The organism is Micromonospora sp. NBRC 110009, from assembly GCF_030518795.1.
GTDB lineage: Bacteria > Actinomycetota > Actinomycetes > Mycobacteriales > Micromonosporaceae > Micromonospora.
The window spans coordinates 5,704,389-5,727,553 of sequence record NZ_CP130427.1 but is presented as its reverse complement, the minus strand read 5'-3'; the positions used below and the strand labels follow the sequence as shown (position 1 = coordinate 5,727,553).

The 23,165-nt window shown below is 73.8% G+C and carries 20 protein-coding genes; 7 read left to right on the top strand and 13 right to left on the bottom strand.

Annotated features, from left to right (window positions below; genetic code table 11):
* Positions 1 to 7: 7 nt before the first annotated feature.
* Positions 8 to 1,615: a sensor histidine kinase gene (locus tag Q2K19_RS26975; protein ID WP_302764908.1), complete on the top strand. Its 1,608-nt coding sequence runs from the start codon at positions 8 to 10 to the stop codon at positions 1,613 to 1,615.
* 15 nt (positions 1,616 to 1,630) lie between these two features.
* Here the strand turns inward: Q2K19_RS26975 and Q2K19_RS26970 are convergent, their stop codons facing one another.
* Positions 1,631 to 2,491 carry an SPFH domain-containing protein gene (locus Q2K19_RS26970; RefSeq protein WP_302764907.1) on the bottom strand — a complete coding sequence of 287 codons (861 nt, stop codon included), beginning with the start codon at positions 2,489 to 2,491 and terminating at the stop codon, positions 1,631 to 1,633.
* Positions 2,492 to 2,640: 149 nt separating this feature from the next.
* Here Q2K19_RS26970 and Q2K19_RS26965 point away from each other — a divergent pair, with 149 nt between their 5' ends.
* The gene (locus Q2K19_RS26965) at positions 2,641 to 3,144 is read left to right on the top strand and encodes a MarR family winged helix-turn-helix transcriptional regulator (protein ID WP_302764905.1); all 504 of its coding nucleotides are present in this window, start codon (positions 2,641 to 2,643) and stop codon (positions 3,142 to 3,144) included.
* 107 nt (positions 3,145 to 3,251) lie between these two features.
* Positions 3,252 to 3,425 (top strand): hypothetical protein, encoded by a 174-nt coding sequence (locus Q2K19_RS26960; RefSeq protein WP_302764904.1) that lies wholly within the window; start codon positions 3,252 to 3,254, stop codon positions 3,423 to 3,425.
* Between the two features lie 74 nt (positions 3,426 to 3,499).
* On the opposite strand, the gene Q2K19_RS26955 is transcribed toward Q2K19_RS26960, so the two are convergent.
* The 12 genes from Q2K19_RS26955 to Q2K19_RS26900 form a co-directional block, all read right to left on the bottom strand.
* Positions 3,500 to 4,321, bottom strand: a complete 822-nt coding sequence (locus tag Q2K19_RS26955; RefSeq protein ID WP_302764902.1) for an HpcH/HpaI aldolase/citrate lyase family protein — start codon at positions 4,319 to 4,321, stop codon at positions 3,500 to 3,502.
* Positions 4,321 to 5,508, bottom strand: coding sequence for a CaiB/BaiF CoA transferase family protein (locus Q2K19_RS26950; RefSeq protein ID WP_302764900.1), 1,188 nt, complete (start codon positions 5,506 to 5,508; stop codon positions 4,321 to 4,323). The genes Q2K19_RS26955 and Q2K19_RS26950 overlap by 1 nt, the downstream gene beginning before the upstream one ends.
* Positions 5,508 to 7,451: an SUMF1/EgtB/PvdO family nonheme iron enzyme gene (locus tag Q2K19_RS26945; protein ID WP_302764899.1), complete on the bottom strand. Its 1,944-nt coding sequence runs from the start codon at positions 7,449 to 7,451 to the stop codon at positions 5,508 to 5,510. The genes Q2K19_RS26950 and Q2K19_RS26945 overlap by 1 nt, the downstream gene beginning before the upstream one ends.
* Positions 7,448 to 8,380, bottom strand: a complete 933-nt coding sequence (locus Q2K19_RS26940) for a ribokinase (protein WP_302764897.1) — start codon at positions 8,378 to 8,380, stop codon at positions 7,448 to 7,450. Before Q2K19_RS26940 ends, Q2K19_RS26945 begins: the two co-directional genes overlap by 4 nt.
* Complete coding sequence (locus Q2K19_RS26935) at positions 8,377 to 9,765, bottom strand: ADP-ribosylglycohydrolase family protein (protein WP_302764895.1); 1,389 nt, start codon at positions 9,763 to 9,765, stop codon at positions 8,377 to 8,379. The genes Q2K19_RS26940 and Q2K19_RS26935 overlap by 4 nt, the downstream gene beginning before the upstream one ends.
* Positions 9,762 to 10,895, bottom strand: a complete 1,134-nt coding sequence (locus tag Q2K19_RS26930) for an ADP-ribosylglycohydrolase family protein (RefSeq protein ID WP_302764893.1) — start codon at positions 10,893 to 10,895, stop codon at positions 9,762 to 9,764. Before Q2K19_RS26930 ends, Q2K19_RS26935 begins: the two co-directional genes overlap by 4 nt.
* Positions 10,896 to 10,897: 2 nt before the next feature.
* Positions 10,898 to 12,193: an ABC transporter substrate-binding protein gene (locus Q2K19_RS26925; protein ID WP_302764891.1), complete on the bottom strand. Its 1,296-nt coding sequence runs from the start codon at positions 12,191 to 12,193 to the stop codon at positions 10,898 to 10,900.
* Between the two features lie 38 nt (positions 12,194 to 12,231).
* Positions 12,232 to 13,071: a carbohydrate ABC transporter permease gene (locus tag Q2K19_RS26920; RefSeq protein WP_302764888.1), complete on the bottom strand. Its 840-nt coding sequence runs from the start codon at positions 13,069 to 13,071 to the stop codon at positions 12,232 to 12,234.
* A 1-nt stretch (position 13,072) separates the two neighbouring features.
* The gene (locus Q2K19_RS26915) at positions 13,073 to 14,005 is read right to left on the bottom strand and encodes a carbohydrate ABC transporter permease (RefSeq protein WP_302764887.1); all 933 of its coding nucleotides are present in this window, start codon (positions 14,003 to 14,005) and stop codon (positions 13,073 to 13,075) included.
* Positions 14,002 to 15,105 (bottom strand): LacI family DNA-binding transcriptional regulator, encoded by a 1,104-nt coding sequence (locus Q2K19_RS26910; protein ID WP_302764886.1) that lies wholly within the window; start codon positions 15,103 to 15,105, stop codon positions 14,002 to 14,004. The genes Q2K19_RS26915 and Q2K19_RS26910 overlap by 4 nt, the downstream gene beginning before the upstream one ends.
* Before the next feature lie 386 nt (positions 15,106 to 15,491).
* A complete protein-coding gene (locus Q2K19_RS26905) occupies positions 15,492 to 15,932 on the bottom strand; it encodes a DUF4395 domain-containing protein (protein ID WP_302764884.1) in 441 nt (146 codons plus the stop codon).
* 115 nt (positions 15,933 to 16,047) lie between these two features.
* A complete protein-coding gene (locus Q2K19_RS26900) occupies positions 16,048 to 16,488 on the bottom strand; it encodes a TlpA family protein disulfide reductase (RefSeq protein WP_302764882.1) in 441 nt (146 codons plus the stop codon).
* Between the two features lie 343 nt (positions 16,489 to 16,831).
* Between Q2K19_RS26900 and Q2K19_RS26895 the strand changes: the two genes are divergently transcribed.
* The 4 genes from Q2K19_RS26895 (at position 16,832) to Q2K19_RS26880 (ending at position 23,118) form a co-directional block, all read left to right on the top strand.
* On the top strand, positions 16,832 to 17,965 hold the full coding sequence (locus Q2K19_RS26895) for a peptidoglycan recognition protein family protein (RefSeq protein WP_302764880.1): 1,134 nt from the start codon (positions 16,832 to 16,834) through the stop codon (positions 17,963 to 17,965).
* 165 nt (positions 17,966 to 18,130) lie between these two features.
* Positions 18,131 to 18,544, top strand: coding sequence for a VOC family protein (locus Q2K19_RS26890; protein WP_302764878.1), 414 nt, complete (start codon positions 18,131 to 18,133; stop codon positions 18,542 to 18,544).
* A gap of 97 nt (positions 18,545 to 18,641) precedes the next feature.
* Positions 18,642 to 19,727, top strand: coding sequence for an endonuclease/exonuclease/phosphatase family protein (locus tag Q2K19_RS26885; protein WP_302764876.1), 1,086 nt, complete (start codon positions 18,642 to 18,644; stop codon positions 19,725 to 19,727).
* Positions 19,728 to 19,923: 196 nt separating this feature from the next.
* Positions 19,924 to 23,118 (top strand): penicillin acylase family protein, encoded by a 3,195-nt coding sequence (locus Q2K19_RS26880; protein ID WP_302764874.1) that lies wholly within the window; start codon positions 19,924 to 19,926, stop codon positions 23,116 to 23,118.
* Positions 23,119 to 23,165: the final 47 nt, after the last annotated feature.

Genomic DNA, 23,165 nt, shown 5'->3' with positions numbered 1-23,165 from the left:
TGCTGCCGTGCGCAGGACAGCGCCGGCGGACGGGTCCGCCACCGAGGGTCGCCGGTCGCGGATGACGACGAGCGGTCGGCTGAGCGTCATGATGCTCGCCATGACCGTCCTGGTGCTCACCGGCGGTGGAGTCGGCGCGGCGGCGCTGTCGCACACGGCTGCGGTCTCCGACCGCCTGGCGGACCGGATCTCCCCCGCCCGCACCGCGGTGAGCCGTCTGGAGAGCGGCCTGCTGGAGCAGGTGGCGGCGGTACGCGGCTACCTCGTCACCGGCGATCCGGAGCTGCTGCGCCCGTACGACGACGGGGTGGCAAGCGAGCGCGCGGTGGCGCGGCGGGCGCGCGACCTCCTCGCCGACGAGCCGGGGGTGCGCCGCGAGCTGGACGCGGCGCTCACCCTCGCCGACCGCTGGCGGGCGGACTATCCGACCCGGCTGATCGCGGCCCGTCGGGCCGGGGCCACGGCGGCGGAGCTGGCCCCGATCGTGGAGCGGGGCCGGCTCGCCTTCGACGCCGCCCAGCGGGCCCTGACCACCCTGGAGACCCGGCTGGACCGGCTGCAGGCGGCCGGGCGGGCCGACCTGGACGCTGCCCGCGCGCTGCGCGACCTGCTCTTCGTGTCGATCCTGGCGATGCTGCTGCTGTCCAGCATCGTCATCTCGGTGCTGGTCCGGGTGACCGTGCTGCGCCCGCTGGGCCGGCTGGGCGCCTCGGTGCGGCAGGTTGCCGGTGGGGACTTCGACCACCGCCTGACCACCGAGGGGCCGGCCGACATCGCCCGGCTCACCGCGGATGTGGAGACGATGCGGCAGCGGGTGGTGGACGCGTTGAAGACCAGCCGGCGGCACCGGGACGCCCTCGCGGAGCAGGCCGCCGAGCTGCGCCGCTCCAACGAGGACCTGGAGCAGTTCGCGTACGTCGCCTCGCACGACCTGCAGGAGCCGCTGCGCAAGGTGGCGTCGTTCTGCCAGATGCTCCAGCGCCGCTACGCCGACCAGCTCGACGACCGGGCCCGCCAGTACATCGGGTACGCGGTGGATGGGGCGACCCGGATGCAGAACCTGATCAGCGACCTGCTGGCGTTCTCCCGGATCGGGCGGTTCTACCGCGACGACCGGGAGGTGGACCTCGCCGAGGTGCTGGAGCAGGCCGAGTCGAACCTGTCCCGGCCGATCGCCGAGGCCGGCGCGGTGGTCACCGCGGACCCGCTGCCCGTGGTGCAGGGCGACCCGACCCTGCTCACCATGCTCTGGCAGAACCTGCTCGGCAACGCGGTGAAGTTCCGCCGCGCCGACCGGGCGCCCCGGGTCCGGGTCGAGGTCACCGAGGAGCCGGCCGCCTGGTCGTTCGCCGTGGCGGACAACGGAATCGGCATCGACCCGAGGTACGCCAACAAGATCTTCCTGATCTTCCAGCGGCTGCACGCCCGGGACGCGTACGACGGCACCGGCATCGGCCTGGCGATCTGCAAGAAGATCGTCGAGTACCACGGCGGCGCGCTGCGGCTGGACGACGCGTACGCCGGCGGCGCCCGCTTCGTCTTCACCCTGCCGAAGCCGGCCGCGGTGACCGTGCCGGCGCAGGCGGGCGAGCGGAGCCCGGCGGCCCCGGCCTGACCGGCGGCGGCCGGGTCAGCCCTCGCGTCGGTGCCCGTCCCCCTCGGCGGCCGCGGCCACGCTCTCGGTGGTCGGACCGAGCGTCGGGGTCTGCGCCGCCGGCGCACGGGCGCCCTCGGCGAACGCGTTGAAGAACTTCAGCAGCTCCACCGGGAACGGCATGACCAGCGTGCTGTTCTTCTCCGCGGCGACGTCCACCACCGTCTGCAGCAGCCGCAACTGGTACGCGCCCGGCGTGTTCGCCATCGCCCGTGAGGCGTCGGCGAGCCGGCGGGACGCCTGGAACTCGCCGTCCGCCGCGATCACCCGGGCCCGGCGTTCCCGCTCCGCCTCGGCCTGGCGGGACATCGACCGCTTCATCCCCTCGGGCAGCGACACGTCCTTCACCTCGACCCGCTCGATGAGCAGGCCCCACGGCTTCTCGGTCGGCGCGTCGATGACGGCCTTCAGCTCGGCGTTGATCCGGTCCCGGTCCCGCAGCAGGGTGTCGAGGTCGGCCTTGCCGATCACCGAGCGCAGCGCGGTCTGCGCCACCTGGAGCACGGCCGACGGGTAGTCGCGGACGTTGACCAGCGCCTTCACCGGGTCGACCACGCGGTAGTAGACGACCGCGTCGACGGTGAGCGTGACGTTGTCCCGGGTGATCACGCCCTGCGCGGGCACCCCGATCACGGTGGTCTGCATGCTGACCCGCACCATCCGGTCGGCGACCGGGATGATCAGGTGGAAGCCGGGCTGCCGGATGCGGTCCATCACCCGGCCGAATCGGAACACCACGCCCCGCTGATACTGCTGCACGAGCCGGACACTCAGCGACAGCACGAGCACCACGAGCACGACGACGATGACCAGCACGATGGCAACGGCGACTCCCATGGCCCCCCTCGATCCCGGAGGCGCCCGCCTCCCGGCGCCGCGCCTACCCGTTCCGCCGCGTTTCACGCCTGCACGCCTCGACCCCGCGCCGCCCCGCCGGTCCCGACCGGCCACCGGACGGAGCCGGATCGGCTGCGATGATGGTCGGCATGCCACCACCCGCCGCGGATCCCGACCGCGCCGTCGAGGCGCTGATGGCCGCCAGCCGGGCCTTCGTCGGGCTGGCCGCCCGGTCGCTGGCCGACCTCGACGCCGAGGTGACCCTGCCGCAGTTCCGGGCGCTGGTCGTGCTGGCGACGCGGGGCCCGCAGCGCGCGGCGGACATCTCGGCGGAGTTGCAGGTCGCCCCGTCGACCGGGACCCGGATGTGCGACCGGCTCATCCGCAAGGGCCTGATCCGCCGCACCCGGTCCACCGCCGACCGGCGGGTGGTCCGGCTGCGCCTCACCCCGGCCGGGCAGCGCCTGGTGGCGGAGGTGATCCGGCGCCGCCGGGAGGAGCTGTCCCGGATCGTGGCGGCCACGGCCGGCTACTGGCAGCCGGAGGTGACCGAGGCGCTGGCCGCCTTCGCCGCCGCCGCGGGCGAGGTGCCCGAGCAGGAGTGGTGGCTCGGCTTCACCGCGCGGGACGCGGAGGCGACCGCCGACGCCTGACGCGATAGCCCTGGCCGGCACGATTGCATAGTGCAATGATTGGCCTGTGCTCGGAACCGTCTGACGGCGCTGCCGGGCAGCGCCGCCTCGCCATCAGGGAGGCAGTCATGGAACGCGACGGACGGCACGAGGTCGCCCGGATCGACGACACGGTGACCCCGGCGAACCTGCACGAACGCGCGGAGCGGGTCGCCGTGCCCGACTTCGACTACCTGGCCCAGACCATCGAGGGCATCGCCGAGGCGCTGACCCACCCGCGCCGCGACCCGGCCGGCGGCTGACCGGTCGGCCGCCGCGGACCAGGTCCGGCGCGGGCCGAGCGACCGGCGCACCGCGTCCGGTGGCGGCGGGCCGGTCAGGCGGCGTAACGGGCGGCGAGGTCGACCACCCGGCGGGCCGCCGCCACCATGGCCCGGTCGGCGAACCGGCCGTCGGGCAGCACCGCCGTGCCGGAGTCGCGGGTCTGCGCCTCGGCGACCGCGGCGAGCAGTTCCCGCGCCCGGGCCACCTCACGGTCGCCCGGCCGGAACGCCTCGGTGATCACCGGCAGCTGGCGCGGGTGGATGGCGGCGCGGCCGAGGAAGCCGAGCCGCCGGCCGGTCGCGCAGGAGGCGGCCAGCCCGTCGAGGTCGGCGACGTTCGCGTACACCGACATGGCCGGTGGCGGCAGCCCGGCCGCACGGGCCGCGATCACGATCCGGCCGCGCGCCCAGAGCAGCCCGTCGTCGTCGGCGACGCCCAGGTCGGAGCGAAGGTCGGCCTCGCCGAGCCCGAGCGAGGCCACCGCCGGATGCGCGTCCGCGACGGCGTGCGCGAACTCCAGGCCGAGGGCCGACTCGATGAGCGGGTGCAGCGGGGTGTCCACCCGGGCGGCGACGGCGGCGATGTCCGCCGCGGACTCCACCTTGGGCAGTCGCAGCCCGGCGAGCCCGGGCGCGCCGGCGACGGCGGCCAGGTCGGCGTCGACGTCCGGGCCGGTCAGCTCGTTGACCCGGACCTGGACGGGCACCGGCTGCCGGTCGGCGAGGAACTCGGCGACGGCGTCGCGGGCGTACGCCTTGCGGCCGGCGACGACGGCGTCCTCCAGGTCGAGGATGACCGCGTCGGCGCCGGAGGCGACCGCCTTGGCGAACCGGTCGGGCCGGTCGCCGGGCACGTAGAGCCAGGTGAGCAGCATCAGATCACCCCGCGCTCGCGCAGCGCGGCCAGTTCGTCGTCGGTGCGGCCGAGCGCGCGGAACACCTCGTCGGTGTCCTGGCCGTGGCGGCGGCCGGCGTGCCGGATCTCCCCCGGGCTGTCCGACATCCGGAACGGCACGTTCTGCATCCGGACCTCGCCCAACTCCTCGTCGGGGACGGTGACCACGGTGCCGAGCGCCGCGTACTGCGGGTCGGTGAGGATGTCGCGGACGTCGTAGACGGGGGCGACGGCCGCCTGGGCCGCCTCGAACGCGGCCACCACCTCGTCCCGGTCCCGCTTCGCCACCCAGGCGCCGACCGCCGCGTCGAGTTCGTCGGCGTGCGCGGCCCGGCCACTGCCGGTGGCGAACCAGGGCTCGTCGACCAGTTCCGGGCGGCCGACCAGCCGGAGAACCCGCTCGGCGATGCTCTGCGCGCTGGTCGAGACGGCCACCCAGCGGCCGTCGGCGCAGCGGTAGGTGTTGCGCGGGGCGTTGTTGTTGGACCGGTTGCCCAGCCGGGGCTGGACGTAGCCGAGCTGGTCGTACCAGGTGATCTGCGGGCCGAGCATCGCCATGATGGGTTCGATGATGGCCAGGTCGACGACCTGGCCGCGGCCGGTCAGGTCGCGGCCGCGCAGGGCCAGCATGACCGCGTACGCGGCGGCGAGGGCGGTGACCGAGTCGGCCAGCCCGAACGGGGGCAGGGTGGGCGGCCCGTCGGGTTCGCCGGTGGCGGCGGCGAAGCCGCTCATCGCCTCGGCGAGGGTGCCGAAGCCGGGCCGGGGGGCGTACGGGCCGAGCTGACCGAAGCCGCTGATCCGGGCGATCACCAGCCGCGGGTTGACCGCGTGCAGCTCGTCCGGGCCGAGGCCCCAGCGTTCCAGGGTGCCGGGGCGGAAGTTCTCCACCAACACGTCGGCGTCAGCCAGCAGCCGGCGCAGCAGCTCGGCGCCCTCCGGGTCGGAGAGGTTGCAGGTGACGGTGCGCTTGTTGCGGCCGAGCACCTTCCACCACAGGCCGACGCCGTCCCTGGCGGGGCCGTGTCCCCGGGACGGGTCGGGCTTGGCCGGGTGCTCGACCTTGATGACGTCGGCGCCGAAGTCGCCGAGGAACGCGGCGGCGAGCGGGCCGGCGAAGAGGGTGGCCAGGTCGACGACCTTGACCCCGTGCAGCGGCGCGGTCATCACGCCTCCCCCGGCAGGTCGGCGGCGCAGCGGAAGCCGATCGAGGTGGACCGGGTGAGGCCGGCGCCGGTGAGCAGCAACTTCACCGACACCTCGGGGGGCTGCGGGCCGCCGTCGAGGTACCAGTCGGAGCCCTCGGCCCGGTACCCGCAGCCGCCCTTGAGGATGACGAACCGGGTCCGCCCGTCCGAGTGTTCACTTTCGGTCAGGTTCCACACCAGGGGTTCGCGCCGGACGAGCCGGCCGGCCTCGGCGGCCACCTGCCACTCGTCCTCGGTGGGCAGCCGCATCCCCGCCCAGTCGGCGTACGCGCGGGCGTCGGCGAGGTCGACGCCGGTGACCGGGGCCTCGGCGGGCCCCTGCCCGGCGGTGAACCGTTCCGGTCGCACCGGGCGGTAGCCGGTGGCGGCCAGGAAGCGGGCGTACTGCCCGTGGGTGACCTCGTGGGTCTCGATGGCGAAGCGGCCGAGCCGCACGGGCCGGTGCAGGGTGCCGGTGTGGTGCAGCCGGGGCGGCAGCGGCTTCCACTCGTCGACGTACGGGGCTTCGCCGTACAGGCCGGTTTCCCGGACCCGGTGGCGGACGGTCAGGTCGTGGCGGCCGGCCTCGAGGGTGACCATGCCATCGGGCAGGGCGGCGAGCCGCGCCTGCGGGGTGCGGGTCCGCACCGCGGCGCGGGCCGGGAAGGACGGGTCGCCGGTCGGCGGCTCGTGCCGGGGCACCGGCGCGTCGGTGACGGCCACGGCGGCGATCGCCCCGGCGGCCAGCGGCCCACCGACGGCCACCCGCCCGTCCTCCAGTTCGGTGACGGCCAGCTCGGCGCCGGTGACCAGGTCGACGAAGCGTCCCGGGCGGGGCTCGGTGACCAGCCAGGGCCCGTCGTGGGCGGCGCCCCGGTTGACCACCGTCCACAGCGGCTGGTCGTCGTGGGTCCAGCGGGACGCGTACACCTGGCCCGTGCCGGGGTGGTCGGCGAGCGGGACCCAGTCCTCGGCGCGCAGCCACGCGGCGTGGCTGGCCTGCACCCGGCGCATGGCGCGCAGCACGGCCTTGTCCCGGTCGTTCCAGCCGACCCAGACGCCGAAGACGCTCTCCCAGACCAGCATCCCGCAGCCGTTGAGCCAGGCGGAGTGCAGCTCGTCGAGGTGGCTGCGGTGCCAGCGGCGGGTGTGGTGCAGGAGGTGCCGGCGTTCGAACCACTTGGCCCGCAGCACACCCGGGGTGTCCGAGTCGGCGAACCACTGGGCCCAGGACATGGCGTGGTCGGCGATCCGGGCCAGCGGCACCCGGCTCTCCCCCTCCAGGACCAGGCCGGGGCGGACGGCGTCGAGAGCCTTGCGCAGCTCCCCGGCGCCCTCCTTGAGGGTGTCCAGGAAGACGCCGTCGACGCCGAGGGTGGCGGCCAGCGCGGCGACCTCCTCGGCGTCGGCGCCGGGTTTGCGCCGGGTGCCGGTGTCCCACGGGTTGTAGTCGACGAACACCCGGACCCCGTGGTCCTGGAACGCGCGCACCACGTCGGGCAGTTCGGGCACGTCGCGGTACCAGTCGAACTGGTTGCGCTCGTCCAGCCCGATCACCGGGTACGCGTGCCAGAGCACCACCCCGTCGAAGCCGCCGAAGTCGCGCCGGGCGTCGTCGAGGAACGCCGCCACCGTGAACACGCCCCGGTCGTGGTCGTAGAGGGTCTCGTCCCAGAGCCACGCGAGGCAGACGCTGAAGCAGTCGCCGGCGATCTCGTCGTAGTGCTCGCCGGTGTAGCCGAGGCGACCCCGGGCGTCGGCCCGCCACCGGGTGAGCTGTTCCCGCCAGGCGGGCCAGTCGGCGGGGTCGTCGGGGGCGGCGAAGATCTTCGCCTCGTCCAGGGTGGTCAGGTCGGCGTGCGCGCCGAGCGGCACCTCGGTGGGCCGGTCGATCGGCCTCGGCACGTACGGGTTGAAGCTCACTCGGCCCCTCCGTAGGTGGTCGCGGACAGCGCCTCGATGGCGGCCCGCTCGGGCAGGGCGGTGGACGCGCCGGGTCGCTGGGCGCAGGCGGCACCGGCGGCGCACGCCCACTGCAGCACGGCGGTCGCGGTGTCGGCGGTGAGGCCGCCGCGTTCGGCGAGGGCGACCGCGAGCGCGCCGGTGAAGGCGTCACCGGCGGCCGTGGTGTCCACCGCGTCGACCTTCGGCGCCGGCACCTCGATCCGGGTGCCGTCCCGGTCGGCGTAGGCGGCGCCCCGCGCGCCCAGGGTGAGCACCACCCGGGGCACCAGGGTGACCAGGATGTCGAGCAGCGCGGCGGGCTCGTCGGTCAACACCCCGGCGACGACCGCCGCCTCGTGTTCGTTGACCACCAGCACGTCGAGCAGGTCGAGCAGTTCGGTGGGGAGCGGTCGGGCCGGGGCGGCGTTGAGCACCACGGCGGTGCCGGCGGCGCGGGCCCAGCCGGCGGCCCGGGTGACCTCCGGCAGCGGCACCTCCAGTTGCAGCAGCAGCACGTCGGCGGCGGCCACCGCGGTCCGGTCGGCGTCGTCCAGGGCCAGGGTGGCGTTGGCGCCGGGGGCGACCACGATGCAGTTCTCCGCCGCGTGGTCGACGGCGATCAGCGCGACGCCGGACGGACCGTCGGCGGTGCGCAGGCCGCGCACGTCGATGCCGGCGGCGACCAGGTTGTCCCGCAGCAGCACGCCGAACTCGTCGGCGCCGACCGCGCCGACGAAGTCGCAGTCCGCGCCGGCCCGGGCGGCGGCGACCGCCTGGTTGGCGCCCTTGCCGCCGGGGACCGTGCGGAAGTCGTCGCCGAGCACCGTCTCGCCGGGCCGGGGCAGCTGCGGCGTGGTGACCACCAGGTCCAGGTTGGCGCTGCCGACCACCACCACCCGGGCGCTCATGCCACGCCCCCGGCGTGGGCCAGGGCGAGGGTACGGTCGGCCAGCGTGTCGAAGCCGATGCCGTCGAAGCCGGCGATGCTGCTGGCCAGCCGGTTGCGCAGCGGGGCGACCCAGCGGGCGGGCAGCCGGGAGGCGCCGGTGAGCGCCCCGGTGACCGCGCCGACGGTGGCCCCGTTGGAGTCGGTGTCCCAGCCGCCGGCGACCACGGCGCAGATGGACCGGTCCAGGTCGCCGCGCCCGTACGCGAGGGCCGCCGCGACCAGGGCGGCGTTGTTGCGTACGTGCACCCAGTGCAGGTGCCCGTGGCGCGCGTAGAGGGTGTCCACGATGTTCTCCCAGTCGTCGCCGCCGGCGCCGAGGGCGCGTGCCTCCTGGATCGCGGCGGTGAACCGGCTGCCCGGGGGCAGCACCGACTCGCCCGCGTCGAGCACCTCGTCGACGCTGCCGGCGACGGGCGCCGCCGCGGCCAGGGCGGCCGCCCAGATCGCCCCGTACGCCCCGGCGCGGACGTGGCTGACGGCGGCGTCGCGCCAAGCCGCCTCGGCGGCCCGGTCGGGGCGGCCGGGGTTGGTCCAGCCGTACACGTCGGTGCGGATCTGCGCGCCGATCCACTCCCGGAACGGGTTGTGCCGGCGGGCGGTCTCCGGCGGGGTCAGGCCGAGCAGCAGGTTGCGGTAGGCGACCCGCTCGGCGGTGAAGACCCGGCCGGCGGGCAGCCAGTCCAGCCAGGCCTGGGCCACGTCGGCGCTGGTGAAACCGGGCCCGCGGGTCTCCAGGATGCGCAGCGCCAGCAGCGGGAAGTTGAGGTCGTCGTCCTCGGGCATGCCGGCGATGTTCTCGGCCAGGCTGGTCGGCGCGCTGCGCCGGTTCCACGGCCAGCGGGCGGCCACCTCGGCCGGCAGCCCCTGCGCGGTGAACCAGTCGCGCAGCGGCCACCGGCCGGTGGCGGTGAGGATCTCCCGGATCCCGTGACGGGGGATCTTCTCCACCGGCTTGCCGAGCAGGCAGCCGGCCGCCCGGCCGAGCCAGGCGCCGTGCAGCCGGTCCCGCTCGACGGTGGTCGGCAGCTGCCATGCGTCCGGCCAGCTCTTCCGGACCGCGTCGAGGTCACCCGGTTCGGATTCCGGGTCCGGCGTGGGCAGCGCGTCGGCGGCGTCGAGCAGCTCGACGGCGAGGGCGCGCAGCGCCGGCGGCGCGGGGACCGGCGAGGCACCGCTGACCGGGGCGGTGCCGTCACCGCCCGCCGCCGCCCAGCGCTCGGCGAGGGCGGCCACCTCGCGGCCCTCGTCGGCGCTGGCGGCCAGCTCGTGCGGCAGCAGGTCCTCCGGTTGCACCCAGGTCAGCCGCAGCCCGCGGGCCGGCTGGCCGCCGGCCGCGGTGCTCATGCCAGCCCGCCGAACCGCTCGGCGCGGCGGGCGAACCGCTCCCGGTCGCGGTCGAAGACCTCGGTGGCGACCTGGGCGAGCACCCGGGCCGGCTCGACCAGGTCGGTGCGGGACGCCGCGGCGACGGCGTCCGACCACTCGGCCGGCACCGCCGCCGCGCCGCCGAGCGCCCCGGCGATCGCGCCGGCCATGGTGGCGGTGGAGTCGGCGTCCCGGCCGTAGTTGACCGCGCCGAGCACCGCCGCCCGGTAGTCGCCGCCGGCCACCACCAGCATGCCCAGGGCCACCGGCAGCTCCTCGATGGCGTGCAGCCGGCTCGGGCGGCGGGCGCCCAGGCCGGGGCTGCGGTACTCCTCCCCCACCGTGTCGAAGGGGGCGACCGCCGCCCGCAGCGCGGGGATGGCGGCCTTCCAGTCGTCGTGGCCGCGGGCCTCCTTGACCACCGCGTCGATCGCGGCGCGGGTGCCGTCGCGGGCCACGTCGAGCGCCGCGGTGAGCACGTCCTCGACGCCGGCGCCGGGGGTCGCGGCGGCGGCGACCGCGGCGGCGAAGACCGCCGCGGCCTCCCGTCCGTAGCTGTGCTGGTGCGCCCCGGCGATCTCCACCGCCTCCGCGTACGCCCCGGCCGGGTCGCCGGCGTTGACGATGCCGACCGGGGCCATGTACATGGCGGCGCCACAGTTGACGATGTTGCCCACGCCGGCCTCCCGGGGATCGGCGTGCGCGTGGTGCAGGCGGGTGACCAACCACCGTTCGGCGGCGGCCAGCCGGTGGAAGGTCACCCCCTCCCGCTCCAGGTCCGGGATGTACACCACCCGCTCGATCAGGTCGGGGACGAGCAGTTCCACCACGTCGTACGCGTCGAGGTGGTCCCGCTTGGCCGCGTACGCCCGGACCAGCGCGTGGGTCATCAACGTGTCGTCGGTGATGTGCCCGTCGCCCTTGTGGTACGGCGCGAGTGGCCGCGCGGTGGCCCAGTCGGCGTGGTACGGGGGAACGATTCCCTCGACCCAGCCGCCGAAGCGGGCGCGGATCTGCTCGGGGAGCGCTGTCTCGGTGGCCCCGCCGAGGGCGTCGCCCACCGCGGCGCCGACCAGGCAACCGACCGACGTGTCGAGCAAGAGTGACATGGTTACCTCAGAACCTGCTTGCCCCCGTCGACCAGCTGCGTGCCGAGCTGGTCCAGGGTGATCTTGTTGGCGAAGTACTGCTGCAGCGCCGGAGTGGCGTACTTGGTCTTCCACTCCGGGTAGCCGTCGGCCTTCTGGAACGGGGCGACGGTCAGGTCGGCGGAGCTGTCCGCGGCGACGTCCCAGCCCTGCTTGCCGCCGGTGAGCTTGACCAGCTCCTCGTTGGCCTGCTTGCCGGTGGGCACCAGCCAGTCACCCTTGGCCAGGGCGGCCATGTTGGTCGGGTTGAGGAACCACTCGATGAACTGAGCGGCCTGCTTCTTGTGCTTGCTGTCCTCCGCGATCGACAGCGTCTGCGGGTTGGCGGCCTGCTTGCTGGACAGCCCCTTGATCGGCGGGAGGGTCACCCAGTCGAAGCCGGCGGGGGCCTGCTCGACCATCTGCTGGCGCAGCGAGACCGAGCCGGGCAGCAGGGCGTACTTGCCGCCGAAGAAGCCGGGCAGGGTGTCCGCGCCGCTCATCCCGAGCGCCTCCGGGGAGGCCGACTTGGTGGTGTAGAGCATGTCGTGGATCCGCTTCGGCACCTCCTTCTCCGCGTCGCCGACCTTGACCTCCGTCTTGCCGCCGTCGGTGTAGAAGAACTTGCCGTCGTAGTTCAGCGCCAGGTTCATTACCCGGTTGGTGGGCGACTTCAGCGCCCAGGCCACGCCGTACTGGCCGGGCTTGGTGAGCTTCTGCGCGTTGGCCTGGAACTCGTCCCAGGTCCAGCCGCCGTCGGCGGGCGGGACCGCGATGCCGGCGGCGTCGAGCAGCTTCTTGTTGGCGAGGACGACCTGCGACTCCAGCAGGAACGGCACGCCGGCGACCTTGCCGTCGAAGGTGGCGGTGTCCCACACGCCCTGGTCGATCTGGCCCTTGAAGTCATCGCTGAGCAGCTTGGAGACGTCGGCCAGGTAGCCCTGCTTGCTGAACTCGCCGATCGACGAGGCCTCGTAGTGCACGATGTCGGCCACGTCGCCGCCCTCGAACGAGGTGACCAGCTGGTCGTGGACCGAGTTCCAGTCGCCCTGGACGTACTCCACCTGGATGTCCGGGTGCTCGGCGTTCCACTTGGCGACCAGGTCCTTGTTGGCCTGCAGCGACTCCTTCTGCCAGGCGAGGCTGAGGAAGCGCAGCTTGACCGGGCCGGACGAGTTCTCGTCCGCGCCGTCGCCGTCACCGCACGCAGTGAGGGCGCCGAGCCCGACGACCGCGACCGCGGCGGCCGCGGCGAGTCGACGGAATCTGCTACGGAGCATGGGGGATTCCTCCTTGGTGGTGGTTGGGGGGATGTGGTTCAGCCCTTGACCGCGCCGGCGAGCGACCCGGACGAGAGGCGGCGTTGCATGACCGCGAAGAAGATCAGGCTGGGCAGGGTGGCCAGCAGCGAACCGGCCGCCAGGGGGCCCAGGCGGGCGGTGCCCTCGATGCCGACGAACCGGGCCAGGGCGACCGGCAGGGTCGCCAGCTCGGGCGTCTTGACCAGCACGAGGGCGAAGAAGAACTCGTTCCAGGCGGAGATGAAGGAGAACAGCGCGGTCGCCACGATGCCCGGCGCGAGCAGCGGGAAGACCACCCGGCGCAGCACCTGGAGCCGGCTGGCGCCGTCGACCGCGGCAGCCTCCTCCAGGTCCCGCGGGATGTTGCGGACGAAGCCTTGCAGCATCCACAGGGCGAACGGCAGCGCCCAGACCACGTAGATCAGCACCAGTCCGGCGTGCGTGTTGGCCAGCCCGACCTGCCGCAGGATCAGGAAGATCGGGATGATCAGCAGCACGAACGGGAAGAGCTGCGACAGCAGCACCCAGCCGAGCGCCACCGTGCCGAGCCTGGTCCGGAACCGGGCCAGGGCGTACGAGGCGGGCAGCGCGACGAGCACGGTGAGCACCGCCGAGGCGAGCGACACCTGGAGGCTGTTCAGCGCGGCCCGGCCGAGCTGCTGCTCGGTGAAGGCCTGCACGAAGTTCTGCACGGTCGGGTTGCTCGGGATGAGCGTGGGGTGCAGCTTGACCAGCTCCCGCGGCGGCTTGAACGCGGTGGAGAGCAGCCAGACCAGCGGGAACCCGAGGAAGATCAGGTAGCCGGTCAGCGCGACGTACTGCAGCGTCCGCCCGGTGCGGCTCGGCTTTCCGAACATGTCAGTTCGCCTCCCGGAGTCGGCGCCGCAGGTAGACCGCGAGCAGCGCGACGATGATCACGACCATCACGTTGCCCAGCGCGGCGGCGTAGCCGTAGTTGCCGTAGCGGAACGCCTCCTCGTAGGCGAAGAGCATCGGCAGCATGGTCTTGCCGCCCGGGCCGCCGGCGGTGAGCACGTAGACCAGCCCGAACGAGTTGAAGTTCCAGATGAAGTCCAGCGAGGTGATCGCCACGACGACCGGCGCGATGGCGGGCAGGGTGACGTTGCGAAACCGGTGCCAGGTGCTCGCCCCGTCGACCGCGGCGGCCTCGTGCAGCTCGCGCGGCACGCCCTGCAGCCCGGCCAGGAGCACCACGGTGGTCTGCGGCATGCCGGCCCAGACGCCCACCAGGATCACCGCGGGCAGCGCGGTGCTGAAGTCGCCGAGCCAGTTGGTGCGCAGCCCGTCCGCGCCGATGCGGTGGAAGAACTCGTTGAGCAGGCCGGCGTCCGGGTGGTAGACGAGCTTCCACAGGATGCCGACGACGACCGGGGGCATCGCCCAGGGCACGACCGCCAGCACCCGCGCGATCCCGCGGAAGCGCAGCTGCTGGTTGAGCAGCAGGGCCAGGCCGAGCGCGAGCAGGAACTGGAGCACGGTCACCCCGACCGCCCAGAGCAGGCCGATCTTGAAGGAGTTCCAGAACAGCTCGTCGCCGAGCAGTTCCCGGTAGTTGGCCAGCCCGGTGAAGCTGATCTCGACGTGCCGGCCGGCGCGGGCGTCGGTGAAGCCGAGGTAGATGCCGCGCAGCAGCGGGAAGACCGACAGCACCACGATGGGCAGCAGCGACGGGAGCAGCAGCAGGTAGATGCCGAGCCGGTCGGAGCGGGACCGCGCCGCGCGGGGCCCGTCGGCGCGGGCGACGTCGGGCCGTTCGGCCACCGTGGTCATGCGGTCACCTCCGGGGTACGCGGCACGGACGCCGGCTGCGCCGGCGCGGGGAGGAACAGCGGCGCGGCGTCGGGCACGACGGCGCTGGAGGCGCGGACGGCGAGGCTCGGCGCGACCTGCTCGCGACGCGGCGGGAGGCCCGGGTCGGCGATGCGCTGCAGCAGCAGCTCGGCGGCCCGGCGACCGCGTTCGGCCGAGCCGAGGGAGACGCTGGAGAGCTGCGGGAACATCATCCGGGCCAGCTCGGTGTCGTCCATGCCGACCACCGCCACGTCCGCCGGGACGCGGTGGCCGGCGGCGAGCAGGGCGTGCAGCGCCCCGACGGCGATCAGGTCGTTGGCGCAGACCAGCGCGTCGGGGTGGGCCCGGGCGAGCAGCCGTTCGGTGGCGGCGCGGCCGGCCGCGTACTGGAAGTCGCCGACCTCGACCAGGCGCTCGTCGAGGTCGATGCCGTGCGCGGCGAGGGCGGCCCGAAAGCCGGCGTCCCGGGCCGCGCCGGGGACGGTGTCGAGCGGGCCGTTGATGAAGCCGATCCGCCGCCGCCCGGCCGTGACCAGGTGGTCGACGGCCAGCCCCACGCCGGTACGCGAGTCGGTGCGGACGTTGTCCACCGGCGCGTCGGCCGGGAGCTGGCCGACCACGACCACCGGGACCGGGCTGTCGACCAGCGCGGCGAGGTGGTCGTCGGTGACCCGGATCGGCGAGACGATCATGCCGTCCACGTAGCGGTGGGCGAGCCGGCGCAGCAGCGCGGTCTCGTTGCCGATCTGCCCGCCGGTGGCGTGCACCAGCAGCTGCCGGCCGGAGGCGGCCACCACGGACTCGATGGCCCGCATCATCTCGACGTAGACCGGGTTGCCGATGTCCTCGACGGCGAGGGCGATCAGGCCGGTGCGCTGCGACTGGAGCGAGCGGGCGATGGCGTTGGGCACGTACCCGACCTCGGCCGCCGCCTCGCGCACCTTGCGGATGGTCTCCGGGCTGCCGCCGACGCCGTTGAGCACCCGGGAGGCGGACGCGATGGAGACACCGGCGCGGGCGGCGACGGTGTGGACGGTGGGCCGGCCGTCGGCCGACTCCTGTAAACGTTTACGACCCACGCCCCGGCACCTCCAGCTGCTAGCTGTAAACGTTTCCGGGAGTCTGCGCCCCGCTCGACAGTCAGGTCAAGGGCTCGTTACGAAAACGTTTCCAACCGCTGGTCCACCGCCCTTGACGCGGCTGATCGCCGGAGCTTCCGCTACCGCACGTGACGCCGCTCCCCTGAGCCACTTCTTCAGAGCGATATGCCTCTCCGGCACAAAATATGCCGGAGAGGCATGTCGCCCAGGAGTTCCTCCTGTGCCCGGCGCGACGGGCCGCACGACAGCTACCGGCCGACGTCTGCTGCGGCCGGCTGGCGGGCCGGGGCGGTCGCCGGTGGTGCGGCGCCGCCGGAGCGCGCCGCCGATCGTGCGCGCCGCCGACGGTGCGGCGCCGGCGGTGGTCAGCGCGTCGGGGCCGGGACCCGGGCGGCCAGCGGGCGGCCGAGGAGGCGGCGCAGCGCCAGGTAGCCGACGCAGCCGAGGCAGAGGTCGAAGGCGGCGTTGAGGAAGGCGGCGGCGAGCGCGGCGCCGGTGGCAGTCAGCCCGAACGCCGGCACGCCGGCCAGCCAGCCGGCCGCCCCGAGCCCGGCGAAGATCAGCCCGACCAGCTGGGCGAAGCGGACCGGGGCCGCCGGCTCCAGCTCGGCGGGCGGACCCAGCCGCGGCGCCACCAGGGCGCGGTAGAGCAGGCCGTACGGGCCGAGGCGGGGATTCGCGGCGGTGATCGCGAAGACGGCGGCCTGGGCGAGGACGAGCAGTCCCGAGCCGGTGATCAGGGCGACGGCGAGGACGACGGTGGTGAGGACGGCGGCGAACCGCGGCCCCCGAGGGTCGAGCAGCATGACGGGCTCCGTTCGGGCGAGGGTCTGGTCGGTCAGGCGGGACGGACCGACGCACAGAGACTCGCCGCCAGCCACCCGTGATCCACGACCCGGCGCCGGGTCAACGCGACCCCGGTCACCGTTGCGCCTCGGCCAGCAGCGGGGCGAGCGCCGCCCGGAGATCGTCCGGTGCCGGCACCCCGGCGGCCCGCTGGACCACCCGCCCCGCCGCGTCGACCACCAGCACGGTCGGGGTCCGCCACACGTCCAGCGCCCGGGCCGCGTCCAGGTGCTCCTCGACGTCGACCTCGACCAGGTGAACGCCGGGCAGGTTCGCCCGGACCTCCGCCAGCACCCGCCGGGTGGCCCGGCAGGGCGCGCAGACCGGGGCGGAGAACTGCACCAGGGTGACGGCGCCGGCCGGTACGCCGACCGCGGCCAGGGCGGCCGACCCGGCCGGGTGGGTCGCGTCCGGGGCCGCCCCCACGGCCCGGAGCCGGCCGTCGCGGCGCTGCCACCACCAGCCGAGCAGGCCGGCGAGCGCGAGCGCGACCAGGACCACGAGAACGCCGGTCATGCTGGGGCTTTGCACCGCACAATCGTGCCACAGCGGGGTGCTGCTCGACCCCTGCCGTCCCGCCTGACGGACACCGGATCACCTATCCAGCCGATCGGAGTTGCCGGCCGCTCCCCCGACCCGGCCACAACGCGTCGGCACCGGGCGTCGGCGCACGACGGGCCGGTCCACTCCGGACCCGCCACTCACATCGAACTCGCGGAGCCTCTGGCGCTCGGCCGGCCCTGGCAATATCCTCCACAGCACGCGTGGTTCTTGGAGTTCCTTTTCACCAGCCCCGAACGGGCCGCCGCCCGTTCCCGCGTGCCGTCGTGGGCCGCTGACCGGCCACAGAGGAGATGACATGCACTTCGACCACCCCGAGCTGGACCGCCGTACCCTGCTGCGGGCCGGACTCGGCGCCGCCGCGGTCGCGGTCGTCGGGAGCGAGCTCGCCCTCCCCGCCGCCGCGCAGGCCGCGCCGGGCGCGGACCTCGACTGGATCATCAGCTGCGACGAGTGGGGCGCCCGTCCGCCGGCGGACCCGCTGTCGGTCAGCGCGATCCCCACCAACAAGATCATCGTGCACCACATGGCCTTCCCGAACAGCACCGACTACTCGGAGGAGCACGCCAAGCAGCTCGCCCGGGACTGCCAGAACCTGCACATGGACGTCAACCGCTGGTCGGACACCGGGCAGCACTTCACGGTCAGCCGGGGCGGTCACGTCACCGAGGGCCGGCACGGCAGCCTGGAGCGGCTCCAGGCCGGCGACCGCCAGATGATCTCGGCGCACTGCCCCGGCGAGAACGGGCGGGCCATCGGCATCGAGAACGAGGGCACGTACGTCACCGAGACGCCGCCGCAGCAGCTGCTCGACACGCTGGTCAAGCTCTGCACCACCATCTGCCAGCAGTACGGCCTGCACGCCCACGACATCTTCGGCCACTGGGACTTCCGGGCCACCCAGTGCCCCGGCGCCATGTTCTACCGGGAGTTCCCGGCCCTGCGCCGCCGGGTCTTCGCCGAGCTCGGCACGGACCTGGCCGACGTGCCGGCCCGCCGCTGGCCGGACATCTGGCGCTTCGTCGGCGGTCCGGTGGTGAAGGTCGCGCAGTACCTGCTGACCTTCCGCGGCTACACCGTGCCGGTGACCGGGGTGTTCGACGCCGCCACCGTCGCCGCCGTGCAGGACTGGCAGGCCCGCAACGGCATCCCGGTCGACATCGACGCCACCCTGACCGCACCGACGTGGGAGACCCTGGCGCCCGAGCTGGACAAGGACGCGACCGGCATCCCAGTCCAGGCGGTGCAGTTCATGCTCAACTCCAAGGGCTACGCCGACGTCGCGATCACCGGCGAGTACGACTGGGTGACCAAGAAGGCCCTCCAGGACCTGCAGGAACTTCACGGGCTGGACACCAACGGCAAGGTCAGCACCACCACCTGGTGTGCCCTGGTGGGGGGTGTGGTGCGTCAGTCGTTCCAGCAGGACTGACCGACGCACCGGCGGGGAGAGCGGTGGGGGTGGCAAACGACGCCACCCCCACCGTGTCCCGGGCGACCCGACGCGACTCGACGCGACTCGCCCGTCACGCGTCGTTGTCGCTGTCGTACCCGGCTGCGACGATGGCCCTCGTCAAGGACGAAGGAGGGTCGCACAATGGCGTCTCGGCTCAACCCGTACCTCAGCTTCCGCGACAACGCGCGGCAGGCGATGGAGTTCTACCAGAAGGTGTTCGGCGGCAACCTGACGCTGAGCACCTTCGGCGAGTTCGGCAACCCGGATCCGGCGGTGGCCGACAAGGTCATGCACTCGCAGTTGGAGACCGACCGCGGCTTCACGCTGATGGCCTCCGACACCCCGCCGGAGCTGGAATACCAGCCCGGCACCAACATCTCGATCAGCCTCAGCGGCGACGACGGCGACGAGCTGCGCGGCTACTGGCAGCAGCTCGCCGAGGGCGGCACGGTCGCGGTGCCGCTGGAGAAGCAGATGTGGGGCGACGAGTTCGGCATGTGTGTCGACCGGTTCGGCATCGGCTGGCTGGTGAACATCTCCCAGCCCCAGGGCTGACCGCCGGGCGGGGGTCGCCCGAACGGCGGTGTCCACGGTGGTCTGACCGGCGTTAGCGTACGCGGATCCACGGATCCCGCCGGAGAGGACCACACTCATGGACGGCAGCCCTCGCGCACACCTCCGACGCCTGGCCAGGCTGGCCACCGCGGCCGCCGTCGCGGTGGCCGGCCTGGGGCTCGTCGCCCCGCCCGCACACGCGGAGGCCGGACCCAAGGTCGCCGTGCTGACCCGCAACCTCTACCTGGGCGGGGATCTCACCCCGTCGATCGCCGCGCCCACCCTGCCGGCGTTCCTGGCGGCCAACGCGGCCCTGCTGAGCCATGTGGACCTGGTCGACTTCCCGGCCCGGGCGGCGCTGATCGCCGACGAGATCCGCGAGCGCGAGCCCGACCTGGTCGGCCTGCAGGAGGTGGCGCTGTGGCGCACCGGGCCGCTCGGCGACCCGGCGCCGGCCACCGAGGTCCGGTACGACTACCTGGCCCTGCTCATGGCGGAGCTGGCCGAGTCCGGTCACCCGTACGACGTCGCCGTGGTGCAGCAGGAGGCGGACCTGGAGGCCCCGGCCGGGGCGCCGTTCCTGCGGGACGTCCGGCTGACCATGCGGGACGTCATCCTGGTGCGGCACGGCGGTCGGGTGAAGGTGACCGCCAGCTCGTCCGGCAACTTCGTCAACAACCTGGTCTTCCCGCTCGCCGCCACCGGCGGCACCGCCACCAGCACCCGTGGCTGGACGGCGGTGGACGCCGTGCTGGGCACCCGGACGTTCCGCTTCGTCAACACCCACCTGGAGGCCTTCCACCCCGGCGTACGCCTGCTGCAGGCGCAGGAACTGCTGCGCGGGCCGCTGCAGGTGCCCGGGCGGCTGATCCTCGTCGGTGATCTCAACAGCGGGCCCGAGCTGCCCGACCCGAACAACCGGCTGGCCTATTTCGCGCTGGTCGCCGGCGGGATGGTCGACACCTGGCCGATCCTGCACCCGGGCGATCCCGGCTACACCGCCGGCTTGGGCGACGACCTGACCGAGCCGGCCGACGACGTCGAGCACCGGATCGACATGGTGCTGGTCCGCGGCGCCGTGGTGCCGGTGGCCAGCGAGGTCTTCGGCACGCAGCGGCAGACCCCCGGCGGCCGCTGGGCGTCGGACCACCTGGGTCACCAGGCGGTGCTGGCGCTGCCGTGATCGAGGGAAACGTCGGCATTCGCGCGTGGTGAACGGCACCTATCCCAATGCATGGAACTTCATCAATCATTACCCGGAGGTAGATATGAGTGACTCTCACCTCCGGGTGTGACGCCCGGGCGCGGAGGGCGAGACGTCGGCACAGCGGCAGCCGGGCGTGACCCCGGCCCGACTCCGCACCCCCGGAGGATCCGCCATGCCCCGTCCCACCACCCGTACCCGGCTCGCCGCGCTGACCGCGGCCCTCACCGCGGCGAGCGCCCTGACGGTCGTCCCACCGTCACCGGCGCTCGCCGCCACCACCTTCGCCCCCAACGACTACTGCCTCGGCCAGTGCGCCGACATCCTGCCCCCGGGCGAGAACGGCAACGCCACCCTCGTCGCGATCCTGGCGCACAAGGCCCTCGGCACCCGGCCCAGCCATTCCGGCGACCAGCTCGACGAGTACGCCAACCTGGTCTACAGCTACGCCGGGCTGACCGACGAGCAGATCGCCCGGTTCTACCACGACGCCTCGTTCGGGGTACCCGACGCGCAGGTGGAGAGCCGCGTTCAACCCCGCTCCGACGTCACCATCGTGCGCGACTCCGCCACCGGCGTACCGCACATCACCGGCAGCACCCGCTCCGGCACCATGTTCGGGGCCGGCTTCGCCGGGGCCCAGGACCGGCTCTGGGTGATGGACCTGCTCCGGCATGCCGGACGCGGCACGCTCACCCCGTTCGCCGGCGGCACCCCCGGCAACCGCGACCTGGAACAGAGCATCTGGGCCAACTCCCCCTACAGCGAGGCCGACCTGCAGGCCCAGGTCGACTCCCTGCGCCAGCGCGGCACCCGCGGCCAGCAGCTCTACACCGACGTCGGCGACTACATCGCCGGCGTCAACGCCTACATCGACCAGTGCGTCGCCGCCGACAACTGCCCCGGCGAGTACAACCTCACCGCCAACGGCAGCCCGAAGCACTTCACCATGACCGACCTGATCGCCACCGCCGGCGTCGTCGGTGGCCTCTTCGGCGGAGGCGGCGGCGCGGAGATCCAGTCCGCGCTGGTCCGGGTCGCGGCCCGCGCCCGGTTCGGCGCCACCACCGGCGACCAGGTGTGGCGGGCGTTCCGGCAGCAGAACGACCCCGAGACCGTGCTGACCCTGCACGACGGGCAGAGCTTCCCGTACGGCGGCGCACCCGACAACGCGCCCAGTGTGGCCCTGCCCGACGCGGGCACCGTCACCGCCGAACCGCTCGTCTACGACCGGACCGGCTCCGCCGGCACCACGGCGCGCACCGGCGGCGGCAGCCCCAGCACCGACGGCCTGCTCAGCGGGCTGGCCGGGCTGAAATCGCACGGCATGTCCAACGCCGTGGTGATCTCCGGCCGGCACACGGTCAGCGGCAACCCGGTCGCCGTGTTCGGCCCGCAGACCGGCTACTTCGCCCCGCAACTGCTCATGCTCCAGGAGCTGCAGGGTCCCGGCATCAGCGCCCGCGGCGCCGCGTTCGCCGGCCTGAACCTCTACGTGCTGCTCGGCCGCGGTCAGGACTACGCCTGGAGCGCCACCTCCGCCGCGCAGGACCTCACCGACACGTACGCGGTGCCGCTGTGCACCACCGACGGCAGCACCCCGACCCTGCAGTCCGGCCGCTACCTGTACCACGGGCAGTGCCTGGCCATGGAGGTGCTGGAGCACACCAACTCCTGGTCACCCACCCTGGCCGACGCCACCCCGTCCGGCTCGTACACCCTGCGCGCCCTGCGCACCAAGTACGGGCTGGTGTCCCACCGGGGGATGGTGAACGGGCAGCCGGTCGCCTTCACCAAGCTGCGCTCGACGTACCGGCACGAGGCCGACTCCGCGATCGGGTTCCAGGCGTACAACGACCCGGCGGCGATGGGCTCGGCCGCGGCGTTCCGGCAGTCCGCGGCCGACGTCGGGTACGCCTTCAACTGGTTCTACGTGAACTCGACCGAGGCGGCCTACTACAACTCCGGGGCCAACCCGGTCCGCCCGTCCGGGGCCGACCCGAACCTGCCCACCAAGGCCGACGCGGCCTACGAGTGGCAGGGCTGGGACCCCGACACGAACACCGCCACCTACACCCCGACCGGCGCCCATCCCCAGTCGGTCGACCAGGACTACTACGTGAGCTGGAACAACAAGCAGGCGTACGACTACGGCGCCGCCGACGGCAACTTCAGCTTCGGCGCGGTGCACCGGGGTCAACTCCTCGACGGGCCGGTGCGCGCGGCCATCGCCGGCGGCAAGCTGGACCGGGCCGCCGTGGTGCGGATCATGGCCGACGCGGCCGTCGTCGACCTGCGCGGCCAGCAGGTCCTCGGTGACCTGCTCCGGGTCGTCACCAGCCAGCCGGTCACCGACCCGGCGCTGGCTGACGCGGTCGCCAAGCTGCAGGCCTGGCAGCAGTCCGGGGCACGCCGGGTGGAGACCGCCCCGGGCTCGAAGGTCTACCAGCACGCCGACGCCATCCGGATCTTCGACGCCTGGTGGCCGTTGCTCGCCGCCGCCGAGTTCCGGTCGGGCCTCGGCGGCGACCTCTACGCCGCCCTGGTGGACGCCATCGAGGTGAACGAGGCCCCGTCCGGCGGCCAGAACGGCGGGCGCGACGGCACCGCCGTCTGGGCCGCGCAGGGCCAGCCGCACAAGGGCTCCTCGTTCCAGTACGGCTGGTGGGGCTACGTTGACAAGGACATCCGTGCCGTCCTCGGCGACCCGGTGGCCGGCGGGCTCGGTCGCACCTACTGCGGCAACGGCGACCTGGCCGCCTGCCGGCAGGCCCTGCTGGGCGCCCTGCGCCAGGCGGCCGCCCTGCCGGCCGGCACCGTCTACCCCGGGGACTCGTCCTGCGGGTCGGGTGACCAGTGGTGCGCCGACGCCATCGTCCAGTCCGGGCTCGGCGGCATCTCCCACCCGCTGATCGCCTGGCAGAACCGGCCCACCTACCAGCAGGTCGTCTCGTTCCCGGCGCGCCGGGGCGACGACGTCACCAGCCTCGCCCAGGGGCGGCCCGCGACCGCGTCCAGCACCCAGTTCCTCACCAGCTACACCCCGGACAAGGCGGTCGACGGCAGCCTCGGCAGCCGGTGGGGCAGCAGCTACAACGACAACCAGTGGATCCGGGTGGACCTGGGCGCCGCCCGCCCGGTCGGCCGGGTCGTGCTGCGCTGGGAGGCCGCCTACGGCAGCGCGTACCGGATCGAGGTCTCCGGCGACGGCACCAACTGGCAGACGGCGTTCAGCACCACCGCCGGCAACGGCGGCGTCGACAACGTGACCTTCGCCCCGGTCACCGCCCGCTACATACGGATGTACGGGGTGAAGCGGGCCACCTCGTACGGCTTCTCGCTCTACGAGTTGGAGGTCTACGCCAAGTGATCGTCCGGTGCGAGGCCGGCCGGCGGAACCCAGCGCCGGCCGGCCCC